The sequence below is a fragment of the Pseudoalteromonas sp. TAE79 genome (assembly GCF_000498015.1).
Lineage (GTDB): Bacteria > Pseudomonadota > Gammaproteobacteria > Enterobacterales > Alteromonadaceae > Pseudoalteromonas.
Window position 1 is genome coordinate 1 of record NZ_AUTL01000277.1, and the last position, 25,885, is coordinate 25,885.

Annotated in this window: 23 protein-coding genes, 1 other RNA gene and 1 pseudogene; 6 read left to right on the plus strand and 19 right to left on the minus strand. The window is 40.3% G+C overall.

Going from position 1 to position 25,885, the window contains the following annotated elements; genetic code table 11:
* The 15 genes and pseudogenes from L655_RS1000000127335 to mraZ all read right to left on the minus strand — a co-directional run.
* Positions 1-139, minus strand: a pseudogene (locus L655_RS1000000127335) (cell division protein FtsZ); the annotation flags it as partial.
* Between the two features lie 21 nt (positions 140-160).
* Positions 161-1,393 carry a cell division protein FtsA gene (gene ftsA, locus L655_RS0122410; RefSeq protein ID WP_024606329.1) on the minus strand — a complete coding sequence of 411 codons (1,233 nt, stop codon included), beginning with the start codon at positions 1,391-1,393 and terminating at the stop codon, positions 161-163.
* On the minus strand, positions 1,390-2,175 hold the full coding sequence (locus tag L655_RS0122415) for a cell division protein FtsQ/DivIB (protein ID WP_002957996.1): 786 nt from the start codon (positions 2,173-2,175) through the stop codon (positions 1,390-1,392). Before L655_RS0122415 ends, ftsA begins: the two co-directional genes overlap by 4 nt.
* A gap of 1 nt (position 2,176) precedes the next feature.
* The gene (locus L655_RS0122420; RefSeq protein ID WP_024606330.1) at positions 2,177-3,097 is read right to left on the minus strand and encodes a D-alanine--D-alanine ligase; all 921 of its coding nucleotides are present in this window, start codon (positions 3,095-3,097) and stop codon (positions 2,177-2,179) included.
* Positions 3,094-4,545 (minus strand): UDP-N-acetylmuramate--L-alanine ligase, encoded by a 1,452-nt coding sequence (murC, locus tag L655_RS0122425; protein WP_024606331.1) that lies wholly within the window; start codon positions 4,543-4,545, stop codon positions 3,094-3,096. The genes L655_RS0122420 and murC overlap by 4 nt, the downstream gene beginning before the upstream one ends.
* Entirely contained in the window at positions 4,546-5,622 is a 1,077-nt protein-coding gene (gene murG / locus L655_RS0122430; RefSeq protein WP_024596376.1) for an undecaprenyldiphospho-muramoylpentapeptide beta-N-acetylglucosaminyltransferase, read from the minus strand. It abuts the gene before it with no gap.
* Positions 5,619-6,794 (minus strand): cell division protein FtsW, encoded by a 1,176-nt coding sequence (gene ftsW, locus L655_RS0122435; protein WP_024606332.1) that lies wholly within the window; start codon positions 6,792-6,794, stop codon positions 5,619-5,621. The genes murG and ftsW overlap by 4 nt, the downstream gene beginning before the upstream one ends.
* Positions 6,791-8,125 (minus strand): UDP-N-acetylmuramoyl-L-alanine--D-glutamate ligase, encoded by a 1,335-nt coding sequence (gene murD / locus L655_RS0122440; RefSeq protein WP_024606333.1) that lies wholly within the window; start codon positions 8,123-8,125, stop codon positions 6,791-6,793. Before murD ends, ftsW begins: the two co-directional genes overlap by 4 nt.
* Positions 8,126-9,208, minus strand: coding sequence for a phospho-N-acetylmuramoyl-pentapeptide-transferase (gene mraY, locus L655_RS0122445; RefSeq protein ID WP_024606334.1), 1,083 nt, complete (start codon positions 9,206-9,208; stop codon positions 8,126-8,128). It abuts the gene before it with no gap.
* On the minus strand, positions 9,208-10,590 hold the full coding sequence (murF, locus tag L655_RS0122450; protein WP_024606335.1) for a UDP-N-acetylmuramoyl-tripeptide--D-alanyl-D-alanine ligase: 1,383 nt from the start codon (positions 10,588-10,590) through the stop codon (positions 9,208-9,210). The genes mraY and murF overlap by 1 nt, the downstream gene beginning before the upstream one ends.
* Positions 10,587-12,065, minus strand: a complete 1,479-nt coding sequence (gene murE / locus L655_RS0122455) for a UDP-N-acetylmuramoyl-L-alanyl-D-glutamate--2,6-diaminopimelate ligase (RefSeq protein ID WP_024606336.1) — start codon at positions 12,063-12,065, stop codon at positions 10,587-10,589. Before murE ends, murF begins: the two co-directional genes overlap by 4 nt.
* Positions 12,058-13,875: a penicillin-binding transpeptidase domain-containing protein gene (locus tag L655_RS0122460; protein WP_024606337.1), complete on the minus strand. Its 1,818-nt coding sequence runs from the start codon at positions 13,873-13,875 to the stop codon at positions 12,058-12,060. Before L655_RS0122460 ends, murE begins: the two co-directional genes overlap by 8 nt.
* Positions 13,872-14,198: a cell division protein FtsL gene (gene ftsL / locus L655_RS0122465; RefSeq protein ID WP_002957986.1), complete on the minus strand. Its 327-nt coding sequence runs from the start codon at positions 14,196-14,198 to the stop codon at positions 13,872-13,874. Before ftsL ends, L655_RS0122460 begins: the two co-directional genes overlap by 4 nt.
* Positions 14,195-15,133 (minus strand): 16S rRNA (cytosine(1402)-N(4))-methyltransferase RsmH, encoded by a 939-nt coding sequence (rsmH, locus tag L655_RS0122470; protein WP_024606338.1) that lies wholly within the window; start codon positions 15,131-15,133, stop codon positions 14,195-14,197. The genes ftsL and rsmH overlap by 4 nt, the downstream gene beginning before the upstream one ends.
* Positions 15,134-15,161: 28 nt before the next feature.
* Positions 15,162-15,620 (minus strand): division/cell wall cluster transcriptional repressor MraZ, encoded by a 459-nt coding sequence (gene mraZ, locus L655_RS0122475; protein WP_007582904.1) that lies wholly within the window; start codon positions 15,618-15,620, stop codon positions 15,162-15,164.
* A 496-nt stretch (positions 15,621-16,116) separates the two neighbouring features.
* On the opposite strand from mraZ, the gene L655_RS0122480 reads away from it, so the two are divergent.
* The 3 genes from L655_RS0122480 to L655_RS0122490 are packed head-to-tail and all read left to right on the plus strand — an operon-like array spanning position 16,117 to position 17,161.
* On the plus strand, positions 16,117-16,455 hold the full coding sequence (locus L655_RS0122480; protein WP_002957982.1) for a hypothetical protein: 339 nt from the start codon (positions 16,117-16,119) through the stop codon (positions 16,453-16,455).
* 6 nt (positions 16,456-16,461) lie between these two features.
* Complete coding sequence (locus tag L655_RS0122485) at positions 16,462-16,917, plus strand: hypothetical protein (RefSeq protein WP_024596382.1); 456 nt, start codon at positions 16,462-16,464, stop codon at positions 16,915-16,917.
* Position 16,918: 1 nt separating this feature from the next.
* A complete protein-coding gene (locus L655_RS0122490) occupies positions 16,919-17,161 on the plus strand; it encodes a hypothetical protein (RefSeq protein WP_024606339.1) in 243 nt (80 codons plus the stop codon).
* A 3-nt stretch (positions 17,162-17,164) separates the two neighbouring features.
* Here L655_RS0122490 and L655_RS0122495 read toward each other — a convergent pair whose 3' ends face one another.
* Positions 17,165-18,139, minus strand: coding sequence for a glutathione S-transferase family protein (locus L655_RS0122495; RefSeq protein ID WP_024606340.1), 975 nt, complete (start codon positions 18,137-18,139; stop codon positions 17,165-17,167).
* A gap of 20 nt (positions 18,140-18,159) precedes the next feature.
* Entirely contained in the window at positions 18,160-19,002 is an 843-nt protein-coding gene (locus L655_RS0122500) for a pirin family protein (RefSeq protein WP_024606341.1), read from the minus strand.
* Positions 19,003-19,203: 201 nt separating this feature from the next.
* On the opposite strand from L655_RS0122500, the gene L655_RS0122505 reads away from it, so the two are divergent.
* Positions 19,204-22,308 carry an EAL domain-containing protein gene (locus L655_RS0122505; RefSeq protein WP_024606342.1) on the plus strand — a complete coding sequence of 1,035 codons (3,105 nt, stop codon included), beginning with the start codon at positions 19,204-19,206 and terminating at the stop codon, positions 22,306-22,308.
* An 88-nt stretch (positions 22,309-22,396) separates the two neighbouring features.
* The gene (locus tag L655_RS0122510; protein ID WP_024603535.1) at positions 22,397-23,281 is read left to right on the plus strand and encodes a LysR family transcriptional regulator; all 885 of its coding nucleotides are present in this window, start codon (positions 22,397-22,399) and stop codon (positions 23,279-23,281) included.
* Between the two features lie 3 nt (positions 23,282-23,284).
* Here the strand turns inward: L655_RS0122510 and L655_RS0122515 are convergent, their stop codons facing one another.
* Positions 23,285-24,238: a YihY/virulence factor BrkB family protein gene (locus tag L655_RS0122515; protein ID WP_024595416.1), complete on the minus strand. Its 954-nt coding sequence runs from the start codon at positions 24,236-24,238 to the stop codon at positions 23,285-23,287.
* A gap of 127 nt (positions 24,239-24,365) precedes the next feature.
* Here L655_RS0122515 and L655_RS0122520 point away from each other — a divergent pair, with 127 nt between their 5' ends.
* Complete coding sequence (locus L655_RS0122520; RefSeq protein ID WP_024606343.1) at positions 24,366-25,445, plus strand: mechanosensitive ion channel family protein; 1,080 nt, start codon at positions 24,366-24,368, stop codon at positions 25,443-25,445.
* 74 nt (positions 25,446-25,519) lie between these two features.
* Here the strand turns inward: L655_RS0122520 and rnpB are convergent.
* Positions 25,520-25,865, minus strand: an RNA gene (gene rnpB, locus L655_RS1000000126360) — RNase P RNA component class A.
* Positions 25,866-25,885 lie beyond the last annotated feature (20 nt).

A 25,885-nucleotide genomic window follows, 5' to 3' on the forward strand; every position in this document is an offset into this window, starting at 1 on the left:
CATCCGTATTAGCGGCTATAAAACGCACGCCTTCTATTTGTTGTTTAACCATGTGCTCAACAGCGTTACCGCCACCACCGCCCACGCCGATTACTTTTATTACAGCTTCTTCGCTGTGTTGTTCCATTATATCAAACATGTTTACTCTCCGACTTGAGTCTTAAAACTCGCCTTGGAACCATTTAGTAATGCGGTTCCACCAATTAGTGTTATCCTCTGCTTTCGACTTTTGTGCATTCATCGATTGCATGGTACGCCCGTATTGTAACAAACCAACAGCGGTTGCGTACGAAGGATCATCTACATAGTCTGTCAAACCAACCATCCCGATTGGTTTGCCTATTCTTACTGGCATTTGGAAGATGTCTTCTGCCACTTCCATCGCGCCAGTCATTTTAGCGGTTCCGCCTGTAATAACGAGACCTGCCGCAATTTGGTCTTCTAAGCCTGAACGACGAATTTCTTCCATCGCAAGCTCAAATAATTCTCTAAAACGAGGCTCTACCACCTCAGATAATGTATGGCGCGACATTAGCCTTGCTGGTCGTCCGCCTACACTTGGTACTTCAATTGTGTCTTCGCTACTTGCCATTTGGCTACTAGCACATGCGTATTGTACTTTGAGTGACTCGGCATGTGATATAGGTGTGCGAAATATTTTTGCAATATCACCAGTAACTTGGTTACCCGCCACTGGAATAACCGCAGAGTGACGAAGTGCGCCATTGATATAAATGGTGATATCCATAGTACCGCCACCAATATCAAGTACTGCAACACCTAGCTCTTTTTCGTCATCTGTTAGTACAGAATAGCAAGACGCAAGTGCAGTAAAGATAAGTTGATCGACTTCAAGACCACAGCGTTCTACACATTTTTCGATATTTTTTGCCATATCGTTTGAGCACGTAATGATATGTGCACGCGCTTCCATACGAACGCCGCTCATGCCTAGTGGGTTTTTAATGCCCTCTTGCATATCAATGCTGTATTCTTGTGGCAATGCATGTAGCATTTTACGCTCTGCTGAAATAGGCACAGAACGCGCAATATGTATTACGTTTTCAATATCTTCGTCAGTGACTTCGGTGTTATTGATTGCCACCACACCACTTTCGTTTTGGCACTGTATATGTTTGCCAGAAATACCCAAATACACAGAGCTTATACGACAATCAGCCATTAACTCGGCCTCGTCTATTGCTCGTCGAATAGACTCAGACACTAAGTTTAAATCGTTAACGCCGCCTTTATCCATACCATGAGATACTTGGCTGCCCACACCAACAATGCTGAGCTTGTTATCTGCGGTGATTTCACCTACCGTGGCAACCACTTTCGAGGTGCCAACGTCTAATCCTATTACTAGGTTTCTTTCTGCTGACTTAGTCATGCCTTACTCTTATTTTGTAATTGTTCTTCTTGCATTGGCTTAAAGCTTACTGCAAGGCCGGTATCATACCGTAAATCGATTGTATCTACTTGTGCATCTGCACGTTGTTCCATTCGTGGATAAACGTCTATAAAACGTTGTACACGCTTGGCTTTATCTTTACGCCCTAAATTTAAGCGAATCCCGTTATCTAGCCAAAGTTGCCACGAAAAACGCTCCGATAATGCCAAACTTGTTAATGTTAAACCATTAACTCTGAGCATTTCATCAAATTGCTTAAAAGCAACCCACGCCTCTTCTTCGCTACCTTCTGGGCCATATAACTGCGGTAAGTTATCATCTAACTTATCGCTGCTGGCTTGAAATGCTTGGCCACTTTGGTTGAGCAACAAGTCGCTATTCCAGTGGGCAACTACTTCATGTTCAACTACATACACCTGTATAGTATCAGGCCATTGTTTACGTACCGAAGCGGTAGCAACCCAAGGCAAGTCTTGAACTAGCTGCTGCACGTGCTTAACATCAAGTTCAAAAAAACTGCTTAAATCGGCTTTTTTAATTGCTTTTATAATTGCCGTTTCATCTGTGTATTTGGGATGCCCTTGCACTGTAAGGTGCTTAATTTGAGCATCTTTATTTTCAACTAACCAATCAGATACACCGGTGGTTATTTGTACTAAGCCTATAACCACAACCAGAAAAAAACTCACTCCAAAAATCAGCGACCAATTAAAGTTAAGTTGCTGTTTTAGTTGTTGAGCTTTTTCTAAAAGGGGATGCATATTAAAGCGTTTGCTCTAAAATGCGAACAACTAATTGTTCAAAATTTGCCCCGTTCGCTTTTGCAGCCATCGGTACTAGTGACTTTTCAGTCATGCCTGGTACTGTATTTACTTCAAGCAGGTAAAAATTCCCTTGCTCGTCTTGCATAGCATCAACACGACCCCAACCACTTGCACCCACTAAATCAAACGCATCTAGCGATATGGCTTGTAAGTACTTAGTATCTTGCTCTGATAAATCTGCAGGGCAATGATACTGGGTTGTATTTGATTGATACTTAGCTTGGTAATCGTAAAAGCCATTAGGTGTCGTCATCTCAATGACTGGTTGTACATCGTCGCCAAGTACCGTGATTGTAAACTCACGACCAGTGATCCACTGCTCTACAAGTACTTGGTTATCAAACTTAAATGCATTAGCTAGTGCATCTTCAAGCTCTTGTGTTGTACTTGCTTGCGCCATACCTATGCTTGAACCTTCATGCGATGGCTTAACCATTACCTTTTTAAATTCATCCATAATGGCTTTAGCATCAAAACCTTTTTTAGCATCAACTACGGTATAAGGTGCAGTACTTAAACCCGCTGATTTAAATAAGTGCTTACAACGTACTTTATCCATAGCAAGTGCTGAACCGAGTACATTACTGCCCGTGTAAGGCAAGTTCATAAATTCAAGTGCCCCCTGCACTGTGCCGTCTTCGCCACCACGGCCATGCAAAGCGATAAAAACGCGATCTACATTTAATTCTTTTAACTCCCACAAAGAACGACTTTGTGGGTCAAATGCAATTGCATCAATACCACAATTTTGCAGCGCATTTAAAACAGCCTGACCCGATCGTAAAGACACTTCACGCTCTGCTGAGTTACCACCTAGCAGTACCGCTACTTTACCAAATTGTGTGTTTACCTGAGTCATACTTCACCTTGCTTAAGTTTTTCTATCGACATACCCGTTGCAGCTAATGTTTTAACTAACTGACCTATATTACCAGCGCCTTGGGTTAATACTAAATCATTGTTTTGTAAATTTGCGGCCAAAACACCTGCAAGCTCAGCATTTGTTGCTACGTGCAGCGGCTCTTTGCCACGTTGGCGGAGGCTACGACATAAACTTTTGCTGTCGGCCCCTGCAATAGGATCTTCACCAGCGCTATACACATCAAGCAATAGTAACTGATCTACATCAGCAAGAATTTTTACAAAATCTTCGTATAAGTCGCGTGTGCGAGAAAACCTATGAGGTTGATATACCATTACTAAACGCTTATCAGGCCAACCTTCACGCACTGCTGCAATTGTTGCTGCAACCTCTGAAGGGTGATGCCCGTAATCATCAACTAACATCACATTGCCCCGCTCGTTTTCAAATTCACCATAGTGCTGAAAACGACGACCAATGCCTTCAAACTTCTGCAGCGCTTCTAAAATTGCATGATTCGCAATGTTTTGATCTTTTGCAACAGCAATCGCAGCGGTTGCGTTAAGTGCGTTGTGTCTACCTGGCATATTCAATGTGGCAGTTAAACACTCACCTTGTTTGTTAGTTACTGTAAATGTGCACGTATTAGCTGATTGGCTAAAGTCGCTCATGCGATAATCAGCATCTTTCGATTCGCCATACGTAATAACTGGGCGACCAAAGCGCGGGATAAGCTCAGCTGCAACTTCAGAATCAATACATACAACAGCTAAACCATAAAACGGCAAGTTATGAATAAAATCGACATACGTGTCTTTCATTTTTTCAAGACTGCCGCCATAAGTATCCATGTGATCTTCTTCGATATTTGTGATCACCGAGACCATTGGCTGTAAGTGTAAAAACGACGCATCGCTTTCATCAGCTTCTGCTATTAAAAAATCACTTTTGCCTACTTTTGCGTTACTACCTGCGCTATTTAACAAGCCACCAATAATAAAAGTTGGATCGAGCCCTGCTTGTCCATAAATACTTGCAATTAGGCTTGTTGTCGTTGTTTTACCATGCGTACCCGCAATTGCTATACCGTGGCGAAAACGCATTAGTTCTGCGAGCATTTCTGCGCGGCGCACAACAGGGATTCTTGCGGCCTTAGCTGCAATAATTTCAGGGTTTGTTTCATCAATCGCGCTTGAAACAACCACTACATTGGCATCTTTCACGTTATTTTCATGATGGCCAATAAATACCTCAGCACCGGCTTTAATTAAGCGATCTGTCATAGCGCTATGAGCAATGTCAGAACCTGTAATACGGTAGCCTTCAAAAGCGAGTACTTCAGCAATACCGCCCATACCGGCTCCACCAATACCAATAAAGTGAATGGTTTCTATTCGGCGCATTGCTGGGCGCGTGTGTTTTTCTTGTACTGACGTTTCTTTCACTTATTTTCTCTTATTTGTTACTTGCTCACAGTGCGTTGCTACGCTTGCTGTGGCATCTAAAATGGCTTGTTTTTTTGCATTTGTAGCCATTTCAGTAATTAATGAAGGTTGGGCTAAATATGGGCTTAATAGTTCAACAATTGATTGTTTATTAAACTGCCCTTGTGGCATTAATAATGCGCCATTAGCCATCACTAAATATTGTGCGTTTGCTGTTTGATGGTCATCCACGGCATGTGGAAAGGGAACAAAAACAGCCATTTTACCTGCTGCTGCAATTTCGCTAACAGTTAATGCACCAGCGCGGCAAACAACAATATCAGCCCAGCTATACGCCGCGTCCATATCATCAATAAATTCAGCTATTTTTGTATTACCATCCGCAAAGCCATGCATTTTATAAGCTGTTTCTACAGTAGATAAATGACCTTTACCTGTTTGATGCCATACGCTTATAGGAGCTGTATTATTTAGTACTTTAAATGCTTCTGGTAATGTTTGATTAAGCACTTGTGCACCGAGCGAGCCCCCTACCACTAAAATATTAATAGGGCTTGATACATCGCGTTTGGCTATATTCATAACGCTTTGGCGAACTGGGTTACCTACTAGCTCGGCTTGACCCTGTGCAAAAGCACTTGGAAATGCTGCTAATACACGTGTAGCCACCTTAGCTAGCAGTTTATTGCTCATACCCGCTACAGCGTTTTGCTCGTGAATAACTAACGGAATACCTAAACTCTTTGCGGCAATTCCCGTGGGTCCCGTAACATAACCGCCCATTGCAAGTACTACATCAGGGCGCTGTTCTTTCAATACCTTACGCGCTTGCAATACTGCATTAACTACCATGAATGGGGCTTTAATAAGACGTTTTAATCCGTTACCACGAACACCTTTTACATTAATAAAATCAATATCTATATTATGCTTAGGTACAACGCTTGCTTCCATTCGATCTGGTGTGCCAATCCAGCTAACTTGCCAGCCCTGCTGTTTTAAATAATCAGCCACTGCAATACCAGGAAAAATGTGTCCGCCAGTTCCACCAGCCACTACTACTAATTTTTTACTCATCGCTTGCCTCCACGTGAGGTGGCTTGTTTGGTTGCCATTTTGGTTTCAAAATCAACGCGCAATAAAATGCCCGTGGCAATGGTCATAATTAACAAGCTTGAACCACCATAAGAAATAAATGGCAGGGTTAAACCCTTAGTTGGCAAAATACCCGCGCTCGCACCTACATTCACCATGGTTTGAAATGCAAACCAAATACCAATGGCAAACGAAAAATAGCCTTCGTATTCTTTGCCACACTTAAGCGCTTGTTGGCCTATTAATAACGCTCTAAATACTAAAGTAGCTAATACCATTAAAATACTTACAACGCCTATTAAACCAAGTTCTTCACCTATTACAGCAAAAATAAAATCGTTATGCGCTTCAGGTAAATATTGCAGTTTTTGTACACTGTTACCTAAGCCTTGGCCAAACCAACCACCTTGGCTATAAGCCATTAGCGATTGAACCAACTGATAACCTTTACCAAAAGGATCATCCCAAGGGTCTAAAAAGCCAACAACACGCGCCATTCGATATGGTTCAACAATAATCAGTAATACAACCAAACCGACGCCAGTTAGAATAAGTACAAAAAACTGCCATAATTTAGCGCCAGCTAAAAACAGTAAACCAACCGTTGTTACAAACATAACAACCACTGTGCCTAAATCAGGTTGCAGTAAAATAAGCAGCGCATACACTGCAAATACAGCTATTGGCTTTGCAAAGCCTTTAATATTTTCTTGTACTTCTTCGCGTTTTCTTACCAAATAACCCGCAATATAACTAAAAAAGTATAATTTAGCGGCCTCAGCCACCTGAAAACCAACAGGACCAATAGGTATCCATCGTTTAGCACCATTCACTTCACGCCCAACAATCAATACAGCTATTAACAGCACCATGCCTAGTATTAATAAATAAGGGTTGGATCGTTTCCACCAATCCATTGGCACACAAACACTTATCCAAAAAAGCACAAAAGACATTGCCAAAAACATGCTGTGGCGAATAGTAATATGGTATGGGTCATCAAATAACCGCTCAGCAGTCGGCATTGAAGCGCTGGTTACCATGATAAAACCAACACCAATTAACATAATTACGCAGTACAACAGCGGTACATCATACAACTGACCTGAAGGTTTTGGTGTTAATGCATCTCTTATATCGGCAAAAGCAATCATAGTTGCCCTGCCATAACACATTGAATAAAGTCATCACCACGTTGCATATAGTTGTTATACATATCAATGCTGGCACATGCAGGTGCTAACAAAACAATATTGCCTGTACTACTAAGTACGTTGGCCAAAGCAACGGCTTCTTCCATGTTGTTAGTTAAATAGCTCTTATTGGTAATCGCAGCTAAGTCACTTGCATCTTTACCAAAACAAATTAATGCTTTTACATGCTGTTCTATGTAGGGTTTAAGTGCGTTTAAATCAGCGCCTTTAGCATCGCCACCTGCAATAACAATCAGGTTTTCACCATCACAAGCCAAGCTATCTATTGCAGCAATGGTCGCTCCAACATTCGTTGCCTTTGAATCGTTAAAATACTTTACACCGTTAAGCTCAGCTACAAATTGGCAGCGATGAGCCAACCCATTAAATTGACCTAACGCGTTCTTATATTGCGCTTTACTTACTTCAAACGGACTCAAAAGCGCCATTACTGCAAGCGTATTTAAATAATTGTGCTTACCCACTACCGCAAGGGTATCAACAGGTAAAAATGCATCGCCTTTAAGCATAAAATGAGTTTCGCCATTATGCTGTGCTAAATGGTAATCACCTTGTTGAGCACCAAAGCTGATTAGGGGGGTTGTACCGCGCTCAACTGGATGAGTTTGAATATCGTCTGCATTGACAACTATCAGCTCTGCACAGTCATAAATACTTAGCTTTGAGTCTATATAAGCTTGGTAACTGTCGTATCGATCAAGATGATCTTCTGACACATTTAATACCGTTGCACTCACAGGTTTTAAACTCGTTGTGGTGTCTAGCTGAAAACTAGATAACTCAAGTACATACACATCAAAATCATCATTGAGCAAATCAAGCACCGCGGTGCCAATATTCCCACCCAAAGCAACTTTATAGCCGGCTTCTTTTAATACTTCATAAGCAAGCGTAACCACGGTTGATTTGCCGTTAGAGCCTGTTACAGCAACAACCGGTTTTGTATTAATACGAGCAAACAACTCAACGTCGCCAATCACTTCAACACCTGCGTTAATTGCATTTTCAACAGCTGGTATTTTTAAGCTAAGCCCAGGGCTTATAATAATCATATCGTTTGAACAAAGCTCAGCGTCATCCAAATTACCAAAGTGGGTATCTAGATTTGACGCGTGCTCTTTTAACCAATCAATCCCCGGTGGGGTTACTCGGCTATCAACGACCTTTGGTGTGAGGCCATGAGATAATAGAAAACGCACAATGCCCAGACCGGTTACACCGAGTCCGAGCACTGTTATTTGTTTGTTTTTTATCTCGTTTAAATACTGCATTTATCGAATCTTTAAAGTAGCTAAGCCAGCAAGCACTAGCACAACAGAAATAATCCAAAAGCGCACAATAACGCGAGGCTCTGGCCAACCTTTTAATTCATAATGATGATGAATCGGCGCCATTCTAAAAATGCGTTGTCCGCGCAATTTATACGAACCCACTTGTAATATTACCGATAGTGCTTCCATTACAAATACACCGCCCATAATAATAAGCAGTAATTCTTGGCGTACTAAAACAGCAATAATACCTAATGCACCACCAAGTGCTAATGAGCCAACATCGCCCATAAATACTTGTGCTGGGTAAGTGTTAAACCATAAAAAGCCAAGCCCTGCGCCCACAATGGCAGTACACACAACGACAAGCTCACTCGCTAGCGGTAAATGTGGAATATGTAAGTAAGCCGAAAAGTTAATATTACCTGTTAAATAAGCAATAATTGCCAATGCCGCAGCCACCAAAATAATTGGCACAATCGCCAAACCATCTAAGCCATCGGTCAGGTTTACCGCGTTTGATGTACCTACTATGGCAAAATACGTAAGCACGATATAAAACAAACCTAATTGCGGTAACACGTCTTTAAAAAATGGAACAACAAGTGATGTCTCAGATGCTTGTGCACTGGTAAAGTACAAAGCAGTAGCTACAACTAATGCAATGACCGATTGCCAAAAGTACTTCCACTTAGCAATTAAACCTTTTGGGTCTTTACGAATAACTTTACGGTAATCATCAACAAAGCCGACAATACCTAACGAGCCAATTACAAACAGTGTTGCCCATACATATTTATTTGATAATTCGGCCCAAAGTAGCGTGCTGGTAAAAATAGCCGCCAAAATAAGTAAGCCACCCATTGTCGGTGTACCCGACTTAGACAAATGCGATTGCGGACCATCGTCGCGAACTGTTTGACCTATTTGCATACGTTGCAAACCACGAATTAACTTAGGCCCTAAATAAAGAGACATAATTAACGCAGTTAAAATACCTAAAATGGCACGTAGCGTTAAATACGAAAAAACATGAAAACCACTAAAATACTGTGTTAAATACTCTGCCAGCCAAACTAACATTATGATACTCCATTGATGGCTTGTTGCTGGCCATTAACTAAATCGGTTACTAATAATTCCATGCGAGAACTGCGCGATCCTTTCACTACTATTGTTGTTTTTTTATTCACTTTATTAATACTTTCTTGAATTTTTTGCTGCATCTGTTCGCGGCTCGAAAAGTGGCGATTAGGAAGTTCAAACACATCACTTGCGTATTTACTTAACACGCCTAATGTAAATAACTCATCAATCCCTTGTTCAAGTGCATACTCGCCAACTTCTTGATGATACTTACGTGCATCTTCACCAAGCTCACCCATATCTCCGAGTGCTAAAATGCGGTGACCTTGCATATCACTTAACAAGTCAATCGCAGCCTTTACCGACTTAACATTGGCATTATAGGTATCATCAACCACGGTAAGTAAATCAGATACTTCAATTAAATTAACGCGCCCTTTTACATCACCCATTGTGGCAAGTGCATTGGCTATTTCTTCAAGGGTTACATCAAATTCACTGGTCAGCGCCGCAGCGATAAGTGCATTACTAATATTATGCTTACCAGGTAGTGCCAAAGTAACAGGCACTTGCTTGTTTTTAGTGCAAAGCGTAAAGCTTGCACGTGCATTGGCATCAAGCGTGATGTTCTCTGCCCAAATGTCTAGTTTTTCGATTGTAGAAAAGCGTTTAACATTACGCCCTTCAAGTTTATCTAACCAATACTGGCTAAATTCACTATCGCAATTAACAATGGCAACGCCGTCATCTTTTAGGCCATCAAAAATCTCACCTTTAGCTTTTGCAACGCCCATTAAGCTACCAAAACCTTCTAAGTGGGCTGCTGCAACATTACATACAACGGCTACATCTGGTTTTGTCATTGCAGTAGTGTAAGCAATTTCACCTAAGTGATTTGCACCTAGTTCAATAACCGCAAAACGATGTTGAGGCTCTAAGCGCAATAACGTAAGAGGGACGCCAATATCGTTGTTAAAATTACCTTTAGTAGCTAATACATCACCGTGAACCGACAAAATTGCCGCACACATTTCTTTTACGGTGGTTTTGCCTACACTCCCTGTAATTGCAATTGTTTTAGGCGCCACTTGGGCCATAACAGCGGTGCCAATTGTACCTAGTGCAATACGTGTATCGCTTACTATAAATTGTGGAATATCTACATCAACTTTGTGCTGAACAATAACGCCTATAGCGCCTTTTTGTTTAGCCTCAGCTATAAATTTATGGCCATCAAAATTTGGCCCTTTCAGTGCTAAAAACACTTCGCCATCGCACACTGTGCGAGTATCAGTATTTATATTTAGCACGTGTTGATTATCACCTTGATAATCAGTTGTTAGCACATTAGCTAACCAATCAAAATCCATTGGGATCATTGTGTTATCCCTCTTACTGCTTTTTTTAGTTGTTCTTGTACATAGCGGCGATCGCAAAAGTCGATGCGCTTATCGCCTATAATTTGATAATCTTCGTGGCCTTTACCTGCAATCAAAATAACATCATCAGCTGTAGCATTTTCTATAGCAAAACGAATTGCAGTTGCTCTATCAGCCTCTAAATGTGCATTTTGAGGATGGGTTAGACCGCCTGCTACATCTGCAATAATGTCATCAGGATTTTCAGATCGAGGGTTATCGCTGGTAATAATCACTTTATTAGCGTTTTGCTCTGCAGCTTGCGCCATTAATGCGCGCTTACCTTTGTCTCTGTCGCCACCGCAACCAAATACACAACTTACACCACCTGGCACATGCAACTGCAATGCTTGTAATGCAAGTGCAAGTGCATCGGGTGTATGGGCGTAATCAACAACACACGTTGGCATGCCAGCTTGACTAAAAGCTTGCATTCGACCAGCAACTGGCTGTAACTGCGCACAACCAGCAACTAGTTGCTCAAGCGGATAACCTAGCCCTAGTAATGTAGCGAGCGCTGCCGTTAAGTTATATAAGTTGAATTCGCCAAACAGAGGCGATTTAATTGAAATATCACCCCAACTTGTCGACAGCTGCGCCGAAATACCTTCACTTGAATATTCAACATCAGAAAAATAAACGTATCGGGCATTCTTAGGAGCTAAGTTTTTGCGGCCATAACAAATTAGGTTATTAAAATCATACTTTTCAAGCCATTGCTCAGCTTGAAAGTCATCTTGATTGAGCACTACAACTTGCGGCTCAAAATCACGGAAAAGCATTAATTTCGCATCACCGTAACTTGCCATATCACCATGGTAATCTAAGTGATCGCGCGAAAGATTAGTAAACACAGCCGCTTTAAACTGACATTTAGCAACGCGTTGTTGCACTAACCCATGAGATGATACTTCCATGGCTACCAGCTTTTTATGCTGCGAATTTAAATCGCTCAAAATATGCTGTAAATCAACTGTTGAAGGCGTTGTGTTTATCAGTGGAATTAAGTTATCAGGATGGCCATAACCTAAAGTACCTATAATAGCCGACTCAGTACTACAAAACTGTGCTAAGTGGGCAATCATTGCTGTGGTGGTCGATTTACCATTTGTACCTGTCACACCAATTAAATCAAGAGTCTGACTTGGTTGGCTATAAAAGCGACTAGCTAATTCTGGAAGCTTTTTATCAAGCTCTGAGACTAAATACAGTGGCTCAAAACTGCTTTCAAATTCACATAATCTGTCAGCAATGATAGCTATTGCGCCATTTTCAATTGCTTTATTAATAAATTGTCCGCCATCAAGTGTATGGCCTTTAATAGCAACAAATACATCACCTGGCGTTACTTCACGGCTATCAAGGCGTAAATGCTTAACCAGTTGCGAGGGCGCATCTATTTCGATGTATTTTAAAATATCCTTTAAATCACGCATCGTTATCTTTACCTTGTACGTACGCAACCTCTTCCTTGTCAGGCGCTACGTTTAATATTCTTAATGCGTTAGAGATGATTTCTGCAAATGCAGGGCCAGCGGTGGCACCTCCATAGTACACATCACCACCTGGTTCATTAATCATAACTACCACGGCTAAACGAGGATTACTTGCCGGTGCTACACCTGCAAAGTAACCTACATATTCATCACCATAACCACCTGCTACGGCTTTTTTAGATGTACCTGTTTTACCGGCAGCACGATACCCATCAACTTTTATGTTGCGAGCAGTACCGTCTTTTTCAAATACACTTTCCATCATGTGGACTACGGCTTCTACGTCTTTTTGTTTAAAAATACGTTCGCCTTCAGGTATATTATCTTGCTTTAAAATAGTCAGTGGTCGATTAACTCCACCAGCGCCTAACATGGTATAAAAGCGCGCCATTTGCGCAGTACTTACCGAAATTGCATAACCAAATGATAAAGTTGCAATTTCAAAGTCAGACCAACGACGATTTGGATAAAACAAACCGCTGCTTTCACCTACCATTCCAGTACCGGTGTCACTGCCAAAGCCTACTTTTTGATATAAGCCAACAAGGTAATCTTTAGGCACTAACTGAGTAACCTTCGCAACCCCCATATTTGAGGAGTACTTTAGTATTTCGCGCAGTGTTAGTTCGCCATGATTACGAGTATCTCTAACTAAACTACCACCTAAACGCATCCAACCTGGGTAGGTATCAATCGTGTCATCTGCCTGAATGGCGCCGTAGTCTAGCCCAGCCAAAATGGCTAGAGGCTTAACAGTTGAGCCTGGTTCAAACAAATCTGTAATTGCGCGATTACGACGCTTATGAGGTGCAGCATCGCTTAAGTTATTTGGATTAAATGAAGGACTATTTACCATTGCCAGCACTTCACCGGTTTTAACATCAACTACCATAGCTGAGCCCGATGTGGCTTTGTAAGTCAGTACAGCTGATTTTACAGCTTTGTAGGCAATAGCTTGAATTCGTTGGTCAATACTTAGTTCTATACTTTCTGGCTCTACGCGCTCACGCTCGTCAAGCACTTCTACTTCACGCCCTTGTGCGTCTTTACGTATAGTGCGGCGGCCTTCCTCGCCCGTTAAAGCGTTTTCGTATAGCTTTTCAATACCTTCAATGCCTTTACCGTCTATATTAGTAAAACCAATAACATGCGCGCTAACCTCACCGGCGGGGTAATAGCGTTTAGATTCATCTAGTAAATGAATACCTGGTAGGCGTAAATCGCCAATATAATTTGCTACAGCAGGAGTAACTTGGCGCTTTAAATAAACAAAGCGACGCGAGGGATCGTTTAATAGTCGAGAGTTAATCTTCTTAGGATCAATGCGCAATACATCAGCAAGCTCACGCCAGCGTAAATCGTTTTTATAATAAAGTGCAGTACGCTTATCAAGCTCAGCGGTATTTTCAGCTAAAGATAAATGATCTTCGCCGCTTTTACGTGCTTGTTTAATTACTTTAGAGACTATCGACTTGTGCAATGCTTTAGGATCAGCATATACACTTACAACAGGCACACTTACCGCTAACTCTTTACCATTACGGTCAAAAATCATCCCGCGTTGCACATGTAGTTTTTCAACGCGCACGGTACGTTTGTCACTTTCTGAACGTGCTTTATCAGGTTCTATTACTTGTAAATAAGCAGCGCGAGATACGAGTGTTACAAACACCATAAACACAACTGCACACACCAGCATAAAGCGCCATGTGATTAAATTAGTGACTGGTTTTTTGCCTCTATTTCTCATTGTACTATTATTACCTGCTCATCTTGACTCGTAGGTCTTTTCATTTTCAATTGTGATGTAGCTACTTCTTCAATGCGTGCATGTTGCGAATAAAATTCTTCTTCAACAAGTAAGTAGCGCCACTCTAAATCGAGCTCATCGCGTTCTTGTAATAATTGATCTTGCTGTATAAGTTGGCCACGAGCTAAGTGGGTTGTTTGCACAACAGCTAAACTAGAAGCGAATATCACAACCAACAAGGCCGAGGTTAGCTTATTAGCTCCTAGGCCTTTTAATATTTCAAAGAATAAATTAGGTTGCCGATAGCTCGCTTTTTTACTCATCCCAACCTCTGTGCAATCCTAAGTACAGAACTACGAGAACGTGGATTACGCTCTACTTCTGCAGCACTTGGCTTAATAGCTTTACCCACTGCTTTTAACGTCAGATTTTTATTTATTTGTGCATCAGTTAAAGGCAGACCTCTGGGTAATGCTTCTCCCTTACTCTGTTTTCTAATAAACTGTTTTACAATACGGTCTTCTAAAGAATGAAACGAAATCACCACTAAACGTCCGCCTGGCTTTAGCACTTTAACTGCAGACTGAAGCGCAGTTTGAATTTCTTCAAGCTCACTATTAATGTAAATACGAATAGCCTGAAAAGTACGGGTAGCTGGGTGTTTAAACTTATCTTTTACCGGTACAGCTTCATCAACAAGGTCAGCAAGCTGCTTGGTAGTTGTGATTGGCGTGTGCTCACGAACTTCAAGTACTTTGTGTGCAATGCGTTTACCAAACTTTTCTTCGCCCAATTTTTTAATTACGTGGGTAATATCATCCAACTCAGCCTCTGCTAACCACTGTGCTGCACTGCGACCTGTTGTAGGGTCCATACGCATATCGAGTGGGCCGTCTTTCATAAAACTAAAGCCACGCTCAGCGTCATCTAGTTGTGGTGACGAAACACCAATGTCTAATAAAATGCCATCGACTTTACCAATTAGATCGTTTTGCTGTGCTACTTCGTATAAGTTTGAAAAGCGAGTGTGTGCAATTGCAAAACGTGGGTCATCAGCAAATTTTTCAGCTGATTGTATTGCTTGTGGATCTTGGTCAATTGCTTGCAGGCGACCTTCATCACCAAGGCGTGCTAAAATTTGCCCAGAGTGGCCACCACGTCCAAATGTACCATCCATGTATATACCGTCTGGCTTAATTGCAAGAGCATCGATGGTCTCATCCATTAATACGGATACGTGTTCAAATTGCGCTGTCATTAGCTATTGTGTGCCTTTTTTTGTGCCGTTAGAGTGTAAAATTATCTAAATCTTGGTTAGGTTCAAAATCACCAAGCCTTTCAAGCTCAGTATCTTGCTGCATTTGCTCGTGCCAACGCGCCTCGTCCCAAATTTCAAACTTATTCATCAAACCAACCAGCATGATTTTTTTGCCAAGAGATGCATGGGCACGTAATGACGGCGCAAGCAAAATTCGACCATTTTTATCAAGTTGATACTCTGTAGCGTTACCTAGCAACATACGTTGCATTCGTCGAGCTCGTGGATTCATATTAGATATTTTCGCTAAACGGCTTTCTATTTCGAGCCACTCAGCCAATGGATATAACCATAAACATGGTTCATTTAATGCGACGGTACAAATAACTGTCCCCTGATCTTCAGACAACAGAGATTCTCGGTACTTTGTCGGTACCGCAAAACGCCCCTTATCATCCAAACTCAGTGAACTCGCGCCACGAAACATAAAAAACCTACTTTGAAATTGTTTTATTCAATTTCTTGTTTATTTTATCCAATGAGATCCACTAAAAACCACTTTTTACCACAGTGCTCCAGTTTAGGGCTTGACAAGCCATTTTGTCAAGTAAGCTGACCAGCTTTAGTGAGTCCCAAAGCTAGAAAAAATAAGGGCTCAAGCGAAGCGTTTGAATTACGTGGGAAAAAGTGGGATTGAGGTAAAGAAAAATATCAGCTTTGCTTTTATAACTTTCTGTTTACATGCTTTGCTTACTGAATAACCAATGAATATTTACAATTTTTAAGGCGTTTTTATCCTCTTTGTAAAATTTACCTAGCCGTGTAGTAATAGTTACTGTTTATTTTAAAATACTAATTATCAAAAATTAAAAAACACAAACAAAACCTATCAAATTCAGTCAGTTAAAATAAATAACAAGTTTGGTTTAATCATTGCATCATCTAAATCACTATTTAAATTTTTAACTTATTAAGGATTGATTATGGCTACTGCAACGAATACTAAACCAAATACAACTTCAGATGTTAAGCCTGACGTTAAACTAACAAATACTGAGTCTCCTCTTACAGAGAAAGCAACATCAGCGGCGCACGATGCTGTAGATGCACTTTCTAGCAAAGCTGCAACAGCTGAAAGCAGTGTGCGTAAAGGAGCTTCTAGCTCAGCAGATGCATTGAGCGAAAAACAACTTATCGCACGTGAAAAACTAAGCGAATGTACTGCAAAAACTCGTGCTTTTGCTTCTGAAAATCCATTAGCAACTGCGGGTATTGCTTTTGCTGCGGGTATGCTAATCACATCACTACTTCGTCGTAAGTAATTAGTGATGAATAACCCACAAACAACAGCAACCAAGGATGGTAATGCGCAAGACCAAACTACTGAGCAACATAGCCAAAAGGACGATTGGCAAGATCATGTTGCAATGCTTTTAGAGTATTCTAAGCAGCTCAAGGATGATTACCAAACTCAAGGAAAGATCACCCACCAGCTTGCTAAAGCCGAATGGCGGTTATCGCTTAGATCGCTTGCATTGATCACTATATTTTTAGGATGCTTTGCCAGTGGTTTGGTTTTGTTGTGGGCAGGATTTCTAGGTGCTGTTGGATACGGTGTATACGATGTTTTTGGGTCGGTATGGCTAAGTATTGCAACAGCTACTTTGCTACAAGTTGCTTGTTTAATATGGCTTTGGAAAAATACAGTTTACTTAAGCAATAAAATTGGCTTTAGTAAAACGCTTAAAAGTTTAAAGCAGCTATTTAACCTACAAGGAAATTAGTATGTTAGTTAACTACTTAATTAAAGCACCTAATGAAAACGTTGATGCTCTATGTAAGCAAATGGATACGCGCAGTGAATTGAAACGCCAACATCATGCAGCGTTCCAATATAGACTAAAGCGTTTTGCCGTAACCAAAGTTGGGCTTTCAAGTGCCTTTATCGCAGGTGCAGCAGTACAAGCGGGTAAAAGCGAAACCAGCTTCGTAAGAAAATACGGCTGGCTAGTGAACTTAATAGCTTAAGCGCTAAACATTTCTACCGTGATCAGATAAGTAATCAATACTTGGACCACTTGGCACAACTTGTGTTGGGTTGATCATTGTGTGACTAAAATAGTAATGACGCTTAATATGATAAAAATCAACTGTTTGAGCCACTCCTTTAACTTGATATAGCTCCCTAAGGTATCCACTTAATGCAGGATAGCTTTCAATTGTGCGTAAATTACATTTAAAATGGCCAACGTACACACTATCAAACCGAATGAGTGTAGTGAATAGTCGCCAATCTGCCTCGGTGAGCCTATTACCTGTTAAATAACGCTGCTTGCTCAGTATCCCTTCTACTTTATCGAGTGCTTTGAATAAATCGTTAAACGCCTCTTCGTATGCATCTTGAGTTGTTGCGAATCCCGTACGATAAACACCATTATTTATATTTGGATAAATCAACGCATTTAATTCATCAATTTTTGGTCGTAGTGCCTCTGGGTAGTAATCATCATTATTACCTGTTAATTCATTAAATGCACTATTGAACATACGTATAATATCGGCAGACTCATTACTGACAATTTTATTTAGCTTTTTATCCCACAATACGGGTACGGTAACTCGCCCGGAATACTTAGGATTATTTTTTATATACACTTGATGTAAGTAGTTACTATTAAATAAAGCATCACCAGTACTGTGGTTTTGCGTATCAAAAGCCCAACCACTATCAAGCATATCAGGGCTAACAACCGACACCGTAATTAAATCTTGCAACCCTTTTAACGCTCTAAATATAAGCGTTCGATGCGCCCAAGGACACGCAAGTGACACATATAAATGATACCTGTTCGCTTGTGCTTTAAATCCGGCCTCGCCCGTTATTCCAGCGCTACCATCAACAGTTACCCAGTGACGTAACTGCGCCGTTTCGCGTTCAAACTTACCGTTACTTGAATCTGTGTCGTACCATTTATCTTGCCATTGGCCGTTAACTAATAATCCCATAAAACTCTCCTAAAATACCGTTATATTTTGCCAAACTCACCGTTTTGATAATCACGCACTGCTTGCTGTACTTCTGCTTGCGTCGTCATTACAAACGGCCCCATATGAGCAATAGGTTGATTAAGTGGATCGCCTGCTAAAACCAAAACACCAGCGCCGTGCTCAGAGCTAATATTAATATCACTGCCTGGTTCTAAAATAAGTAACTTACCCGCTGGTATTGCTTGATTGTCGCTCATTATTAGTGAGCCGCTATGAATATAAAGCATTACTTTTTGTTGGCTAAGAGGCTCTAAATAAGTGCTTTTACCAGCAGGTAATGTAATATCAGCGAGCGCCGCATTAGCAGCTAAACTTTGCAGCTCGCTTGCAAGCGTTTCACTTTCGAACTGCCACGATCCCGCAAGTGCTTTTAACGTCACGCCTTGCGTATTTGTAAAACTAGGAGCTGGGTTTTTAGTCGTATCTTGATAACGTGAATCACGCATTTTTTCTGCGCTTGGCATGTTTATCCAAATTTGAAAGCCATGCAGACCATCTATAGCATCAGCGAGTGGCATTTCACTGTGCATGACGCCGCGCCCTGTGCTCATCCATTGCACATCGCCTGCTTTAATTGCTTCTTTGTTACCCATTTGGTCACGATGTTCAAAGCCACCTTTTAGAATATAAGTAAACGTTTCAATTCCTCGGTGCGGATGCTCTGGAAAGCCTCCCATATAATCTTTTTTGTCGTCTGACTTAAGTTCATCAATCATCAAAAACGGATCTAAATATTTACCATCAAACCCAGGTATACGGCTAATGCTCACGCCATCGCCATCTTGAGTTGCATAAGCTGTAAGTATTTTTGATATTTTCATTTTTTAATTCACTCTAAAGAATAAGTTTATGAGGCTATTAAATCATTCATTAAACAAAATAACTATGTCTTTAAATCGAGCTTAAGGTTCTATAAAATAGAACGACATTGATTCATTTGTTACATTTTCAACCTTATAATTACTATGGTTATTTGGAGTGAATTTGGCTACAATTGTTATTGCAAAATACGAAACTAAGGAATGGTTATTTTTACTTATTCTCTCAAACATCAGCTTTATCGTTTGCTTATATTGCTAAGTATTCCGGGCACCGCTGTAATTATTTTTACTCTGCTGCTTGAACGCCACCACTCTATTGAGCAAAGTGAAAAAAAAGTAGAAAACATTGCTAAGCAATTAATTTTACAGCAAAAGCACTTAGTCGATGATATTGACCGTTTAGCGCGTTATTTGGCTAAAGAGGAAAGTAAGAAAGAAGATCTAGCTACGTCATGCCCTAATTATTTTAATCAATTTAGAGCTATTTATGCCCATGTTGCCAATATCGGGATTATAGATCCAAATGGCATTGTTATGTGTACAACAAGCGGATTAACCAAAACAATAAGTATTGCAGATCGTGCGTATTTTCAAAATGCCTTAAAAAGTAACCAATTGTCAGTAGGTTATTTTCAGCACGATAGAAACTTGCAAAAAAACACCCTTAGCTTTGCGTTACCTATCATTAATAAAAAAAATGTAATTCAGGGCGTTGTAGTTATCGTTGTTGCGCTTGACTGGTGGAACAATGCTTTTAATAATATTGAACTGCCACCTGGCTCTATTGCTGCAATCGCTGATTCTAATGGAAAAATTTTAGCGCGTTACCCACCAACAACTGCAGCCCTTGGCGATAATATTGCAAAGACTTTATTAGCAACTGATTCTTCGATTGATAATGAGGCATCAACAAAAATAAAATCTATTAAGGGTGAAGATCGAATGCTTCATCACTCTATTATTTATAAAGATCCGAGTAATAACAGCTTAAATATACATATTGCACTTCCTATTACACATGCTTTAAAGCAAATAAATAATAATTTTTTTATAGCGATTGGTATGTTTATTTTATCACTGCTAGTGCTATGTTTAATTGCACGTAAGCTGCTTAAAACCAGCATTATCGACCCAATTAATAATCTAACAAATGCAACAAACGTGTTGGCTAAGGGCGAAATGCCGTCACAAAAAATACAGCCAAATAATCCAGAGCTAAATACTCTCTATCAGCGCTTTAAATCAATGGCGCAAACCAGGTTAACAGCCGAGGCTAATTTAAAAAACAAGCACGATGAGCTTACCAGCTTGCTTAATACTCTACCCGACAGTTACGTTAGAATTAACATCCATGGCGATATTCTCAACATAACGGGGCAATTTAAGCCTCAAGTAAACCCAAACAGCACTGCAGCACCTCATTTATCATCAATACTTTCTCACAACAATGTGCAGCTTTTGTTATCGCAGTTATCTAAGCTTGATGTTTCGAGTAATTTAGAATTTACACTCGAAAAATCAGATCCTAAACGTAGCTTTGAAGCACGTATTAGTGCAATGCAAAGTAAAAATGAATACGTTGTTGTGCTAAGGGATATAACACAACGAAAAATAAATGAAGAAGCACTCCACCTTGCCTTGCTAGTGTATAACAACAGTAGTGAAGGCATGATAATCACCGATCCAGCGGGTATAATATTTGATGTAAACCCTGCGTTTTGCAAAACGACTTTATATAGTAAAGAAGAAGTTATTGGGCGCTCCTCTTCAATTCTTTCATCAGGAAAACATGATAAGAATTTTTACAATAAAATGTGGTCTGAATTACAGCAAACAGGCCGCTGGCAAGGCGAGGTTATTAACCGTAAAAAGAACGGGCAGCTTTACTCTGAGTGGCTCACAATCGATACGGTTTATGATACAAACAACGCACCTATTCGTCGAATCGCGATATTTACAGACCTTACTGAGAAAAAACAAGCCGATGAAACAATTTGGCGACAAGCTCACTATGATCACCTAACTGACTTACCAAATCGTTTAGAGTTAAAGGAGCGATTAAATCAACGATTTTCAAGCATTGTTACTCCCGACAATCAATTGGTTGTCATGCTTTTAGATATAGATCACTTTAAAGATATTAATGACACATTAGGCCATCACTATGGCGATAACTTATTAAAACTCGTATCGCAACGCATAGTTCAGTCGGCAAAAAATGCTGAGTTTGTGGCACGTATTGGTGGTGATGAGTTTGTTATTGTGTTTAATCGTATAAAAAGTACGCGTCATATTAATCAAATTGCCAGTAATATTTTGCTTAACCTATCGTCGGCTTTGCATCTTGAAAACGAAGAGTTATTTATTAGCGCCAGCATGGGCATAGCATGCGCCCCTAATGATGGTGAAAATACTGAACAGCTTTTAAAAGCAGCCGATCAGGCTATGTATAAAGCAAAAAGTAATGGTCGTAACTGTTTTGAGTTTTTCTCTGCTGACATGCGCGAATATGCACACGCGCGCATGGTGCTATTAAAAGACTTACGAAGTGCCATTGAACTTGAACAATTTGAATTGTTTTATCAGCCCATTGTTGCTTTGAATGATTTACATATTCATAAAGCTGAAGCACTTATTCGTTGGCAACATCCCGAAAAAGGCCTAATTAGCCCTGTCGCATTTATTTCACTTGCTGAAGAGACCAGGCAAATAAATGCAATTGGCCAATTTGTATTTGCTCAAACCTTGCAAACGCTTAACGATATAAAAACCCTAACTGATGATACTTTTCAAATAAGTGTAAACGTGTCGCCAGTGCAGTTATCCACGCCAGAGAGTGGTATAGATGAATGGTACGATATGCTAAAAGCTGCAAAATTACCTGCATCCTCAATTGTGGCAGAAATAACTGAAGGCCTAATGATTAACCCCGAAGCATTAACGCAACGTCGCTTAAAAGAAATAGTAAAATCAGGTATGCAGCTTGCCCTTGATGATTTTGGTACAGGATATTCGTCACTCGCTTACTTACAAGAAATGGATACCGATTATTTAAAAATAGATAAACGTTTTGTTGATAATATCCAAGTAGGCAGTCAAGAACTTGCACTGTGTGAAGCAATAATTGTTATGGCGCATCAACTGGGCTTAAAAGTAATCGCCGAAGGAATTGAAACTAAATTACAAATGCAGCTATTACTTGAAGCCGGATGTGATTACGGACAAGGTTATTTATTTTCAAGACCTTTAAATAAAAGCAGCTTTACGGCACTTCTATCTGATAAAAAAGTCGCTTTATTAAAATAAATAAACAAAAAATTACTGTTACGCAATAAATAATGCGTCTGCGCGGTCAAGTTAAGCAATCAGATATAAGTAGTAACAGGATTTAAAAATGGCAAAAGCAACATTAGAGCAATGGCGAATGTTTAAAGCGGTTGTGGATCACGGCGGATTTGCAGGCGCAAGTGCGGCTGTACATAAAAGTCAGTCAACCGTACACCATGCTGTTCAAAAACTTGAAGCCGCCTTGCAAATTAAGTTGCTTGAAGTAAAAGGTCGTAAAGCATTTTTAACCGATAGCGGTAAACTAATTTTACGCAGAGCTGAATTTTTAATTGAAGAAGCAACTAAAATAGAATCGGTAGCAAGTACACTAAGCGAAGGCGTAGAAAGCACATTAAAAATAGCTGTTGATGAAGTTTTTCCACACACCATTTTATACCAGGCACTTGCTAAAACGAGTGAACTTTACCCGCTTTTAAAGATTGATTTAGTAGAAAGCGTGCTAACCGGTGCAAACGAATTACTACATAACTCAGTGGTTGATTTAGCCATTTCATCAATTCCTATCTATGGAATTAGTTGCAGTACGTTATGCGATATAGAGTTTATAGCCGTTGCGCATAAAGACCATGTATTACACCAACAAACTGAACAACTCAACTTTCGCGATTTAAAGCTACACCGGCAAATAGTAGTTCGCGACTCAGCAACCCACACCAGTCACAATGATGGCTGGTTAGGTGCTGATATGCGCTGGACAGTCAGCCATTTACGCAACTCTATTGATATGGTTAATCAAAATTTGGGTTACGCTTGGCTGCCAAAAACACAAATAGCACATTTAATTGAAGATAAAACGCTCATCCCACTTAATTTAGACCAAGGTACAACCCGTACCCTTAATTTATATTTAATGTGCAACGACAACGACAGGCTTGGTCCTGCAGCACAAGAGTTTAAAGAGCAGCTTATAGCTCTCACTAACTTTAGCTAATAGCTATTCGTTTTTTACATCGAGGTGATCTGCCACATAGGCGCCTCGCTGCCCACGCTCTTTAGCTGGGCCTATAGTACTGTCTTTACCTGTTTGCTGCTCAGTAGCTGCATTAATAACAGCACCTAATGTGATTATATAAGCGCTGATATACAACCACATCAACATGATCACTACACCACCTAGTGAGCCGTAAGTTTCGTTGTAACTAGAAAAACGCGACACATAAAAAGAAAAACCTATAGATGCCAAAATCCAAAGTACAGTAGCAATAGACGAACCCATCGTGATCCAACGCCATTTGGCCGGTTTACGGTGTGGGGCATAACGATATAAAAGTACCAATGCAAAATTAAAGGTAAAAGCTAATAATGGCCAAGAGATGAGTTTAATTAATAAATCTATACTTTCTTTTAGCCCCACTAAATTAAGCACAATAGGTAAAATACCAATAATTAATAACGCAAAAATTGCGACAACAATCGCCCCTACCGAAAATAAAAAGCGTACTAATTGAGCTTTAAAAAATGAACGTTTATCATATTCACGATAACTAATATTACACGCAGTAATAAGTGCTTGGCTGCCCTTAGAACTACTCCAAATGGTAAGTATAAGCGTACCAATTGCACTTAAGCTCAAGCTGGCACTTGATGTTTTTGCAAGGCTAGAAACCTGAGATAAGATTAGTTCACTGGTACTTGGTGGGAGCAAAGTAACTATTTTACTTAAATGATCACTAATATCTGCAGGGGATGAAAAGTATGCATACACAGATACCATCGCCGCAATGGCCGGAAAAATAGCAAGTAACGCATAAAATGCCACACCCGCTGCCACTATAGATAAGTTATCTTCACTCATTTGCTTAAAAATGCGCTTAACAATATCCCACCAACCTATAAAAGGGATATGACCAGGCTGCTCAGCTTGCTGTCCTCGTTTAGCTTCTTTCATTCTAAACCTCAATATTTGTATTACATTACTACAGCAAAATGTTTGCCAAGTTAAATAAAGTATTTGGTACTAAACTTGCTGTTACCTAATATTAACGATTATAAAAACCAAACACGGACGATAAGCCATGCCTAGTAGCCAATCAAACATTATAGCTTTAATCAATACGCTTCCCAGCACACAAAGTTTTCAAGGCGATGTGTTTACGTGGCAGTTTTTTCATGAACAAGCTGTGCAATTACTTCATGCAACAGCGCAAATATTACCCACACTATTACTCGGTATAATACTTTTAGCATTAAGCTATTTAATTGCAGGGCCACTTTCTCGATTGCTTATAAAGCCTATTGACTACATGACTGACAGTAAACTAGTTCATCTAGTTGTTAGGCGCAGTATAAGCACTTTAATTATTTTATTTGGCGTGTACTTATTCCTGCGCTTAGCAGGGCTTACCGAGTTTGCTGTTGCCATTATGAGTGGAACGGGACTAATAGGACTTATATTAGGTTTTGCCTTTAGAGACATAGCTGAGAACTTTATCGCTAGTTTATTACTGAGCATACAAAGGCCTTTTAAAATCGACGATGTAATTGAAGTAGACAATCGTTTAGGTGTTGTTAAAAAAGTAACCGCAAGAGCAACCACACTTGTTGATTACGATGGCAATCATATTCAAATACCCAATGCGACGGTATATAAAAATACTATTAAAAACCTGACTGCCAATCCAAAAATGCGCGGAAAAGTAGAAATTGGTATTGGCTATGATAACGATATACGCAGCACACAAACCCTCGCCCTAGATATTGCCAATCAACAAAATGCGGTGCTTAGCGATCCACCCGCGCAAGTTTTAATAAAAAACTTAGGCTCATCTACTATTAACTTCGTTTTGTATTTTTGGGTTAATAGCGAGCAACACAGTCCATTAAAAGTAGCTTCCCAGCTTATGCGCGAATTAGTCAATGAATTCACAAAACAAAGCATCAGTATGCCTGATGACGCACGAGAGAGAATTATACTCACCGACCCTAATGAAAATGTTTCTAGTTTCGGGGAAGAACAACCATCGCAAATACAAAACGAAAAGAATGAAACAGTTGATCAAACTAAAACACTTGATGATGTAAGCAGTGATACCGACGAAATACGTGAACAAGCAGAGCAATCTCGCGATCCAGAACAAGGTAAAAATATTATTTAAAGATGCTGAAGTTGTATTAACTAAAATTTAGACACAAAAAAGCCCGCAGTATTAACTGCGGGCTTTTTATTGAATGAGTGAGTCAGCCTATAAGCCGGGTTTTGTCCTTTCCGAAGAAAGTGATAATCATTCGTCTAGGCCATAAATCGCTCTATGGCTCAAGCAACCTACCCGGTTCTCACGTGGGCCACGCGTTCATTATTTAAAATGATAGAACCCTATTTGGTCTTGCTCCGAGTGGAGTTTACCTTGCAACCGACTATTACTAGCGGCCCGGTGCGCTCTTACCGCACCCTTTCACCCTTACCAATCGAGATTGGCGGNCCCCCCAGCCGTTAGCTGGCACTCTGCCCTATGGAGCCCGGACTTTCCTCCCCCTGATCATTTTCGTCACAGGCAGCGATCATCTTGGCTGACTCGGCGCGCAGTATACATGAGGC

Excerpts from the sequence above, each read along its gene's own strand:
- ftsA (WP_024606329.1), bottom strand. The coding sequence starts at position 1,393 with ATGACTAAGTCAGCAGAAAGAAACCTAGTAATAGGATTAGACGTTGGC.
- L655_RS0122415 (WP_002957996.1), bottom strand. The coding sequence starts at position 2,175 with ATGCATCCCCTTTTAGAAAAAGCTCAACAACTAAAACAGCAACTTAAC.
- L655_RS0122420 (WP_024606330.1), bottom strand. The coding sequence starts at position 3,097 with ATGACTCAGGTAAACACACAATTTGGTAAAGTAGCGGTACTGCTAGGT.
- murG (WP_024596376.1), bottom strand. The coding sequence starts at position 5,622 with ATGAGTAAAAAATTAGTAGTAGTGGCTGGTGGAACTGGCGGACACATT.
- ftsW (WP_024606332.1), bottom strand. The coding sequence starts at position 6,794 with ATGATTGCTTTTGCCGATATAAGAGATGCATTAACACCAAAACCTTCA.
- murD (WP_024606333.1), bottom strand. The coding sequence starts at position 8,125 with ATGCAGTATTTAAACGAGATAAAAAACAAACAAATAACAGTGCTCGGA.
- mraY (WP_024606334.1), bottom strand. The coding sequence starts at position 9,208 with ATGTTAGTTTGGCTGGCAGAGTATTTAACACAGTATTTTAGTGGTTTT.
- murF (WP_024606335.1), bottom strand. The coding sequence starts at position 10,590 with ATGATCCCAATGGATTTTGATTGGTTAGCTAATGTGCTAACAACTGAT.
- murE (WP_024606336.1), bottom strand. The coding sequence starts at position 12,065 with ATGCGTGATTTAAAGGATATTTTAAAATACATCGAAATAGATGCGCCC.
- L655_RS0122460 (WP_024606337.1), bottom strand. The coding sequence starts at position 13,875 with ATGAGAAATAGAGGCAAAAAACCAGTCACTAATTTAATCACATGGCGC.
- ftsL (WP_002957986.1), bottom strand. The coding sequence starts at position 14,198 with ATGAGTAAAAAAGCGAGCTATCGGCAACCTAATTTATTCTTTGAAATA.
- rsmH (WP_024606338.1), bottom strand. The coding sequence starts at position 15,133 with ATGACAGCGCAATTTGAACACGTATCCGTATTAATGGATGAGACCATC.
- mraZ (WP_007582904.1), bottom strand. The coding sequence starts at position 15,620 with ATGTTTCGTGGCGCGAGTTCACTGAGTTTGGATGATAAGGGGCGTTTT.
- L655_RS0122480 (WP_002957982.1), top strand. The coding sequence starts at position 16,117 with ATGGCTACTGCAACGAATACTAAACCAAATACAACTTCAGATGTTAAG.
- L655_RS0122485 (WP_024596382.1), top strand. The coding sequence starts at position 16,462 with ATGAATAACCCACAAACAACAGCAACCAAGGATGGTAATGCGCAAGAC.
- L655_RS0122490 (WP_024606339.1), top strand. The coding sequence starts at position 16,919 with ATGTTAGTTAACTACTTAATTAAAGCACCTAATGAAAACGTTGATGCT.
- L655_RS0122495 (WP_024606340.1), bottom strand. The coding sequence starts at position 18,139 with ATGGGATTATTAGTTAACGGCCAATGGCAAGATAAATGGTACGACACA.
- L655_RS0122500 (WP_024606341.1), bottom strand. The coding sequence starts at position 19,002 with ATGAAAATATCAAAAATACTTACAGCTTATGCAACTCAAGATGGCGAT.
- L655_RS0122505 (WP_024606342.1), top strand. The coding sequence starts at position 19,204 with ATGGTTATTTTTACTTATTCTCTCAAACATCAGCTTTATCGTTTGCTT.
- L655_RS0122510 (WP_024603535.1), top strand. The coding sequence starts at position 22,397 with ATGGCAAAAGCAACATTAGAGCAATGGCGAATGTTTAAAGCGGTTGTG.
- L655_RS0122515 (WP_024595416.1), bottom strand. The coding sequence starts at position 24,238 with ATGAAAGAAGCTAAACGAGGACAGCAAGCTGAGCAGCCTGGTCATATC.
- L655_RS0122520 (WP_024606343.1), top strand. The coding sequence starts at position 24,366 with ATGCCTAGTAGCCAATCAAACATTATAGCTTTAATCAATACGCTTCCC.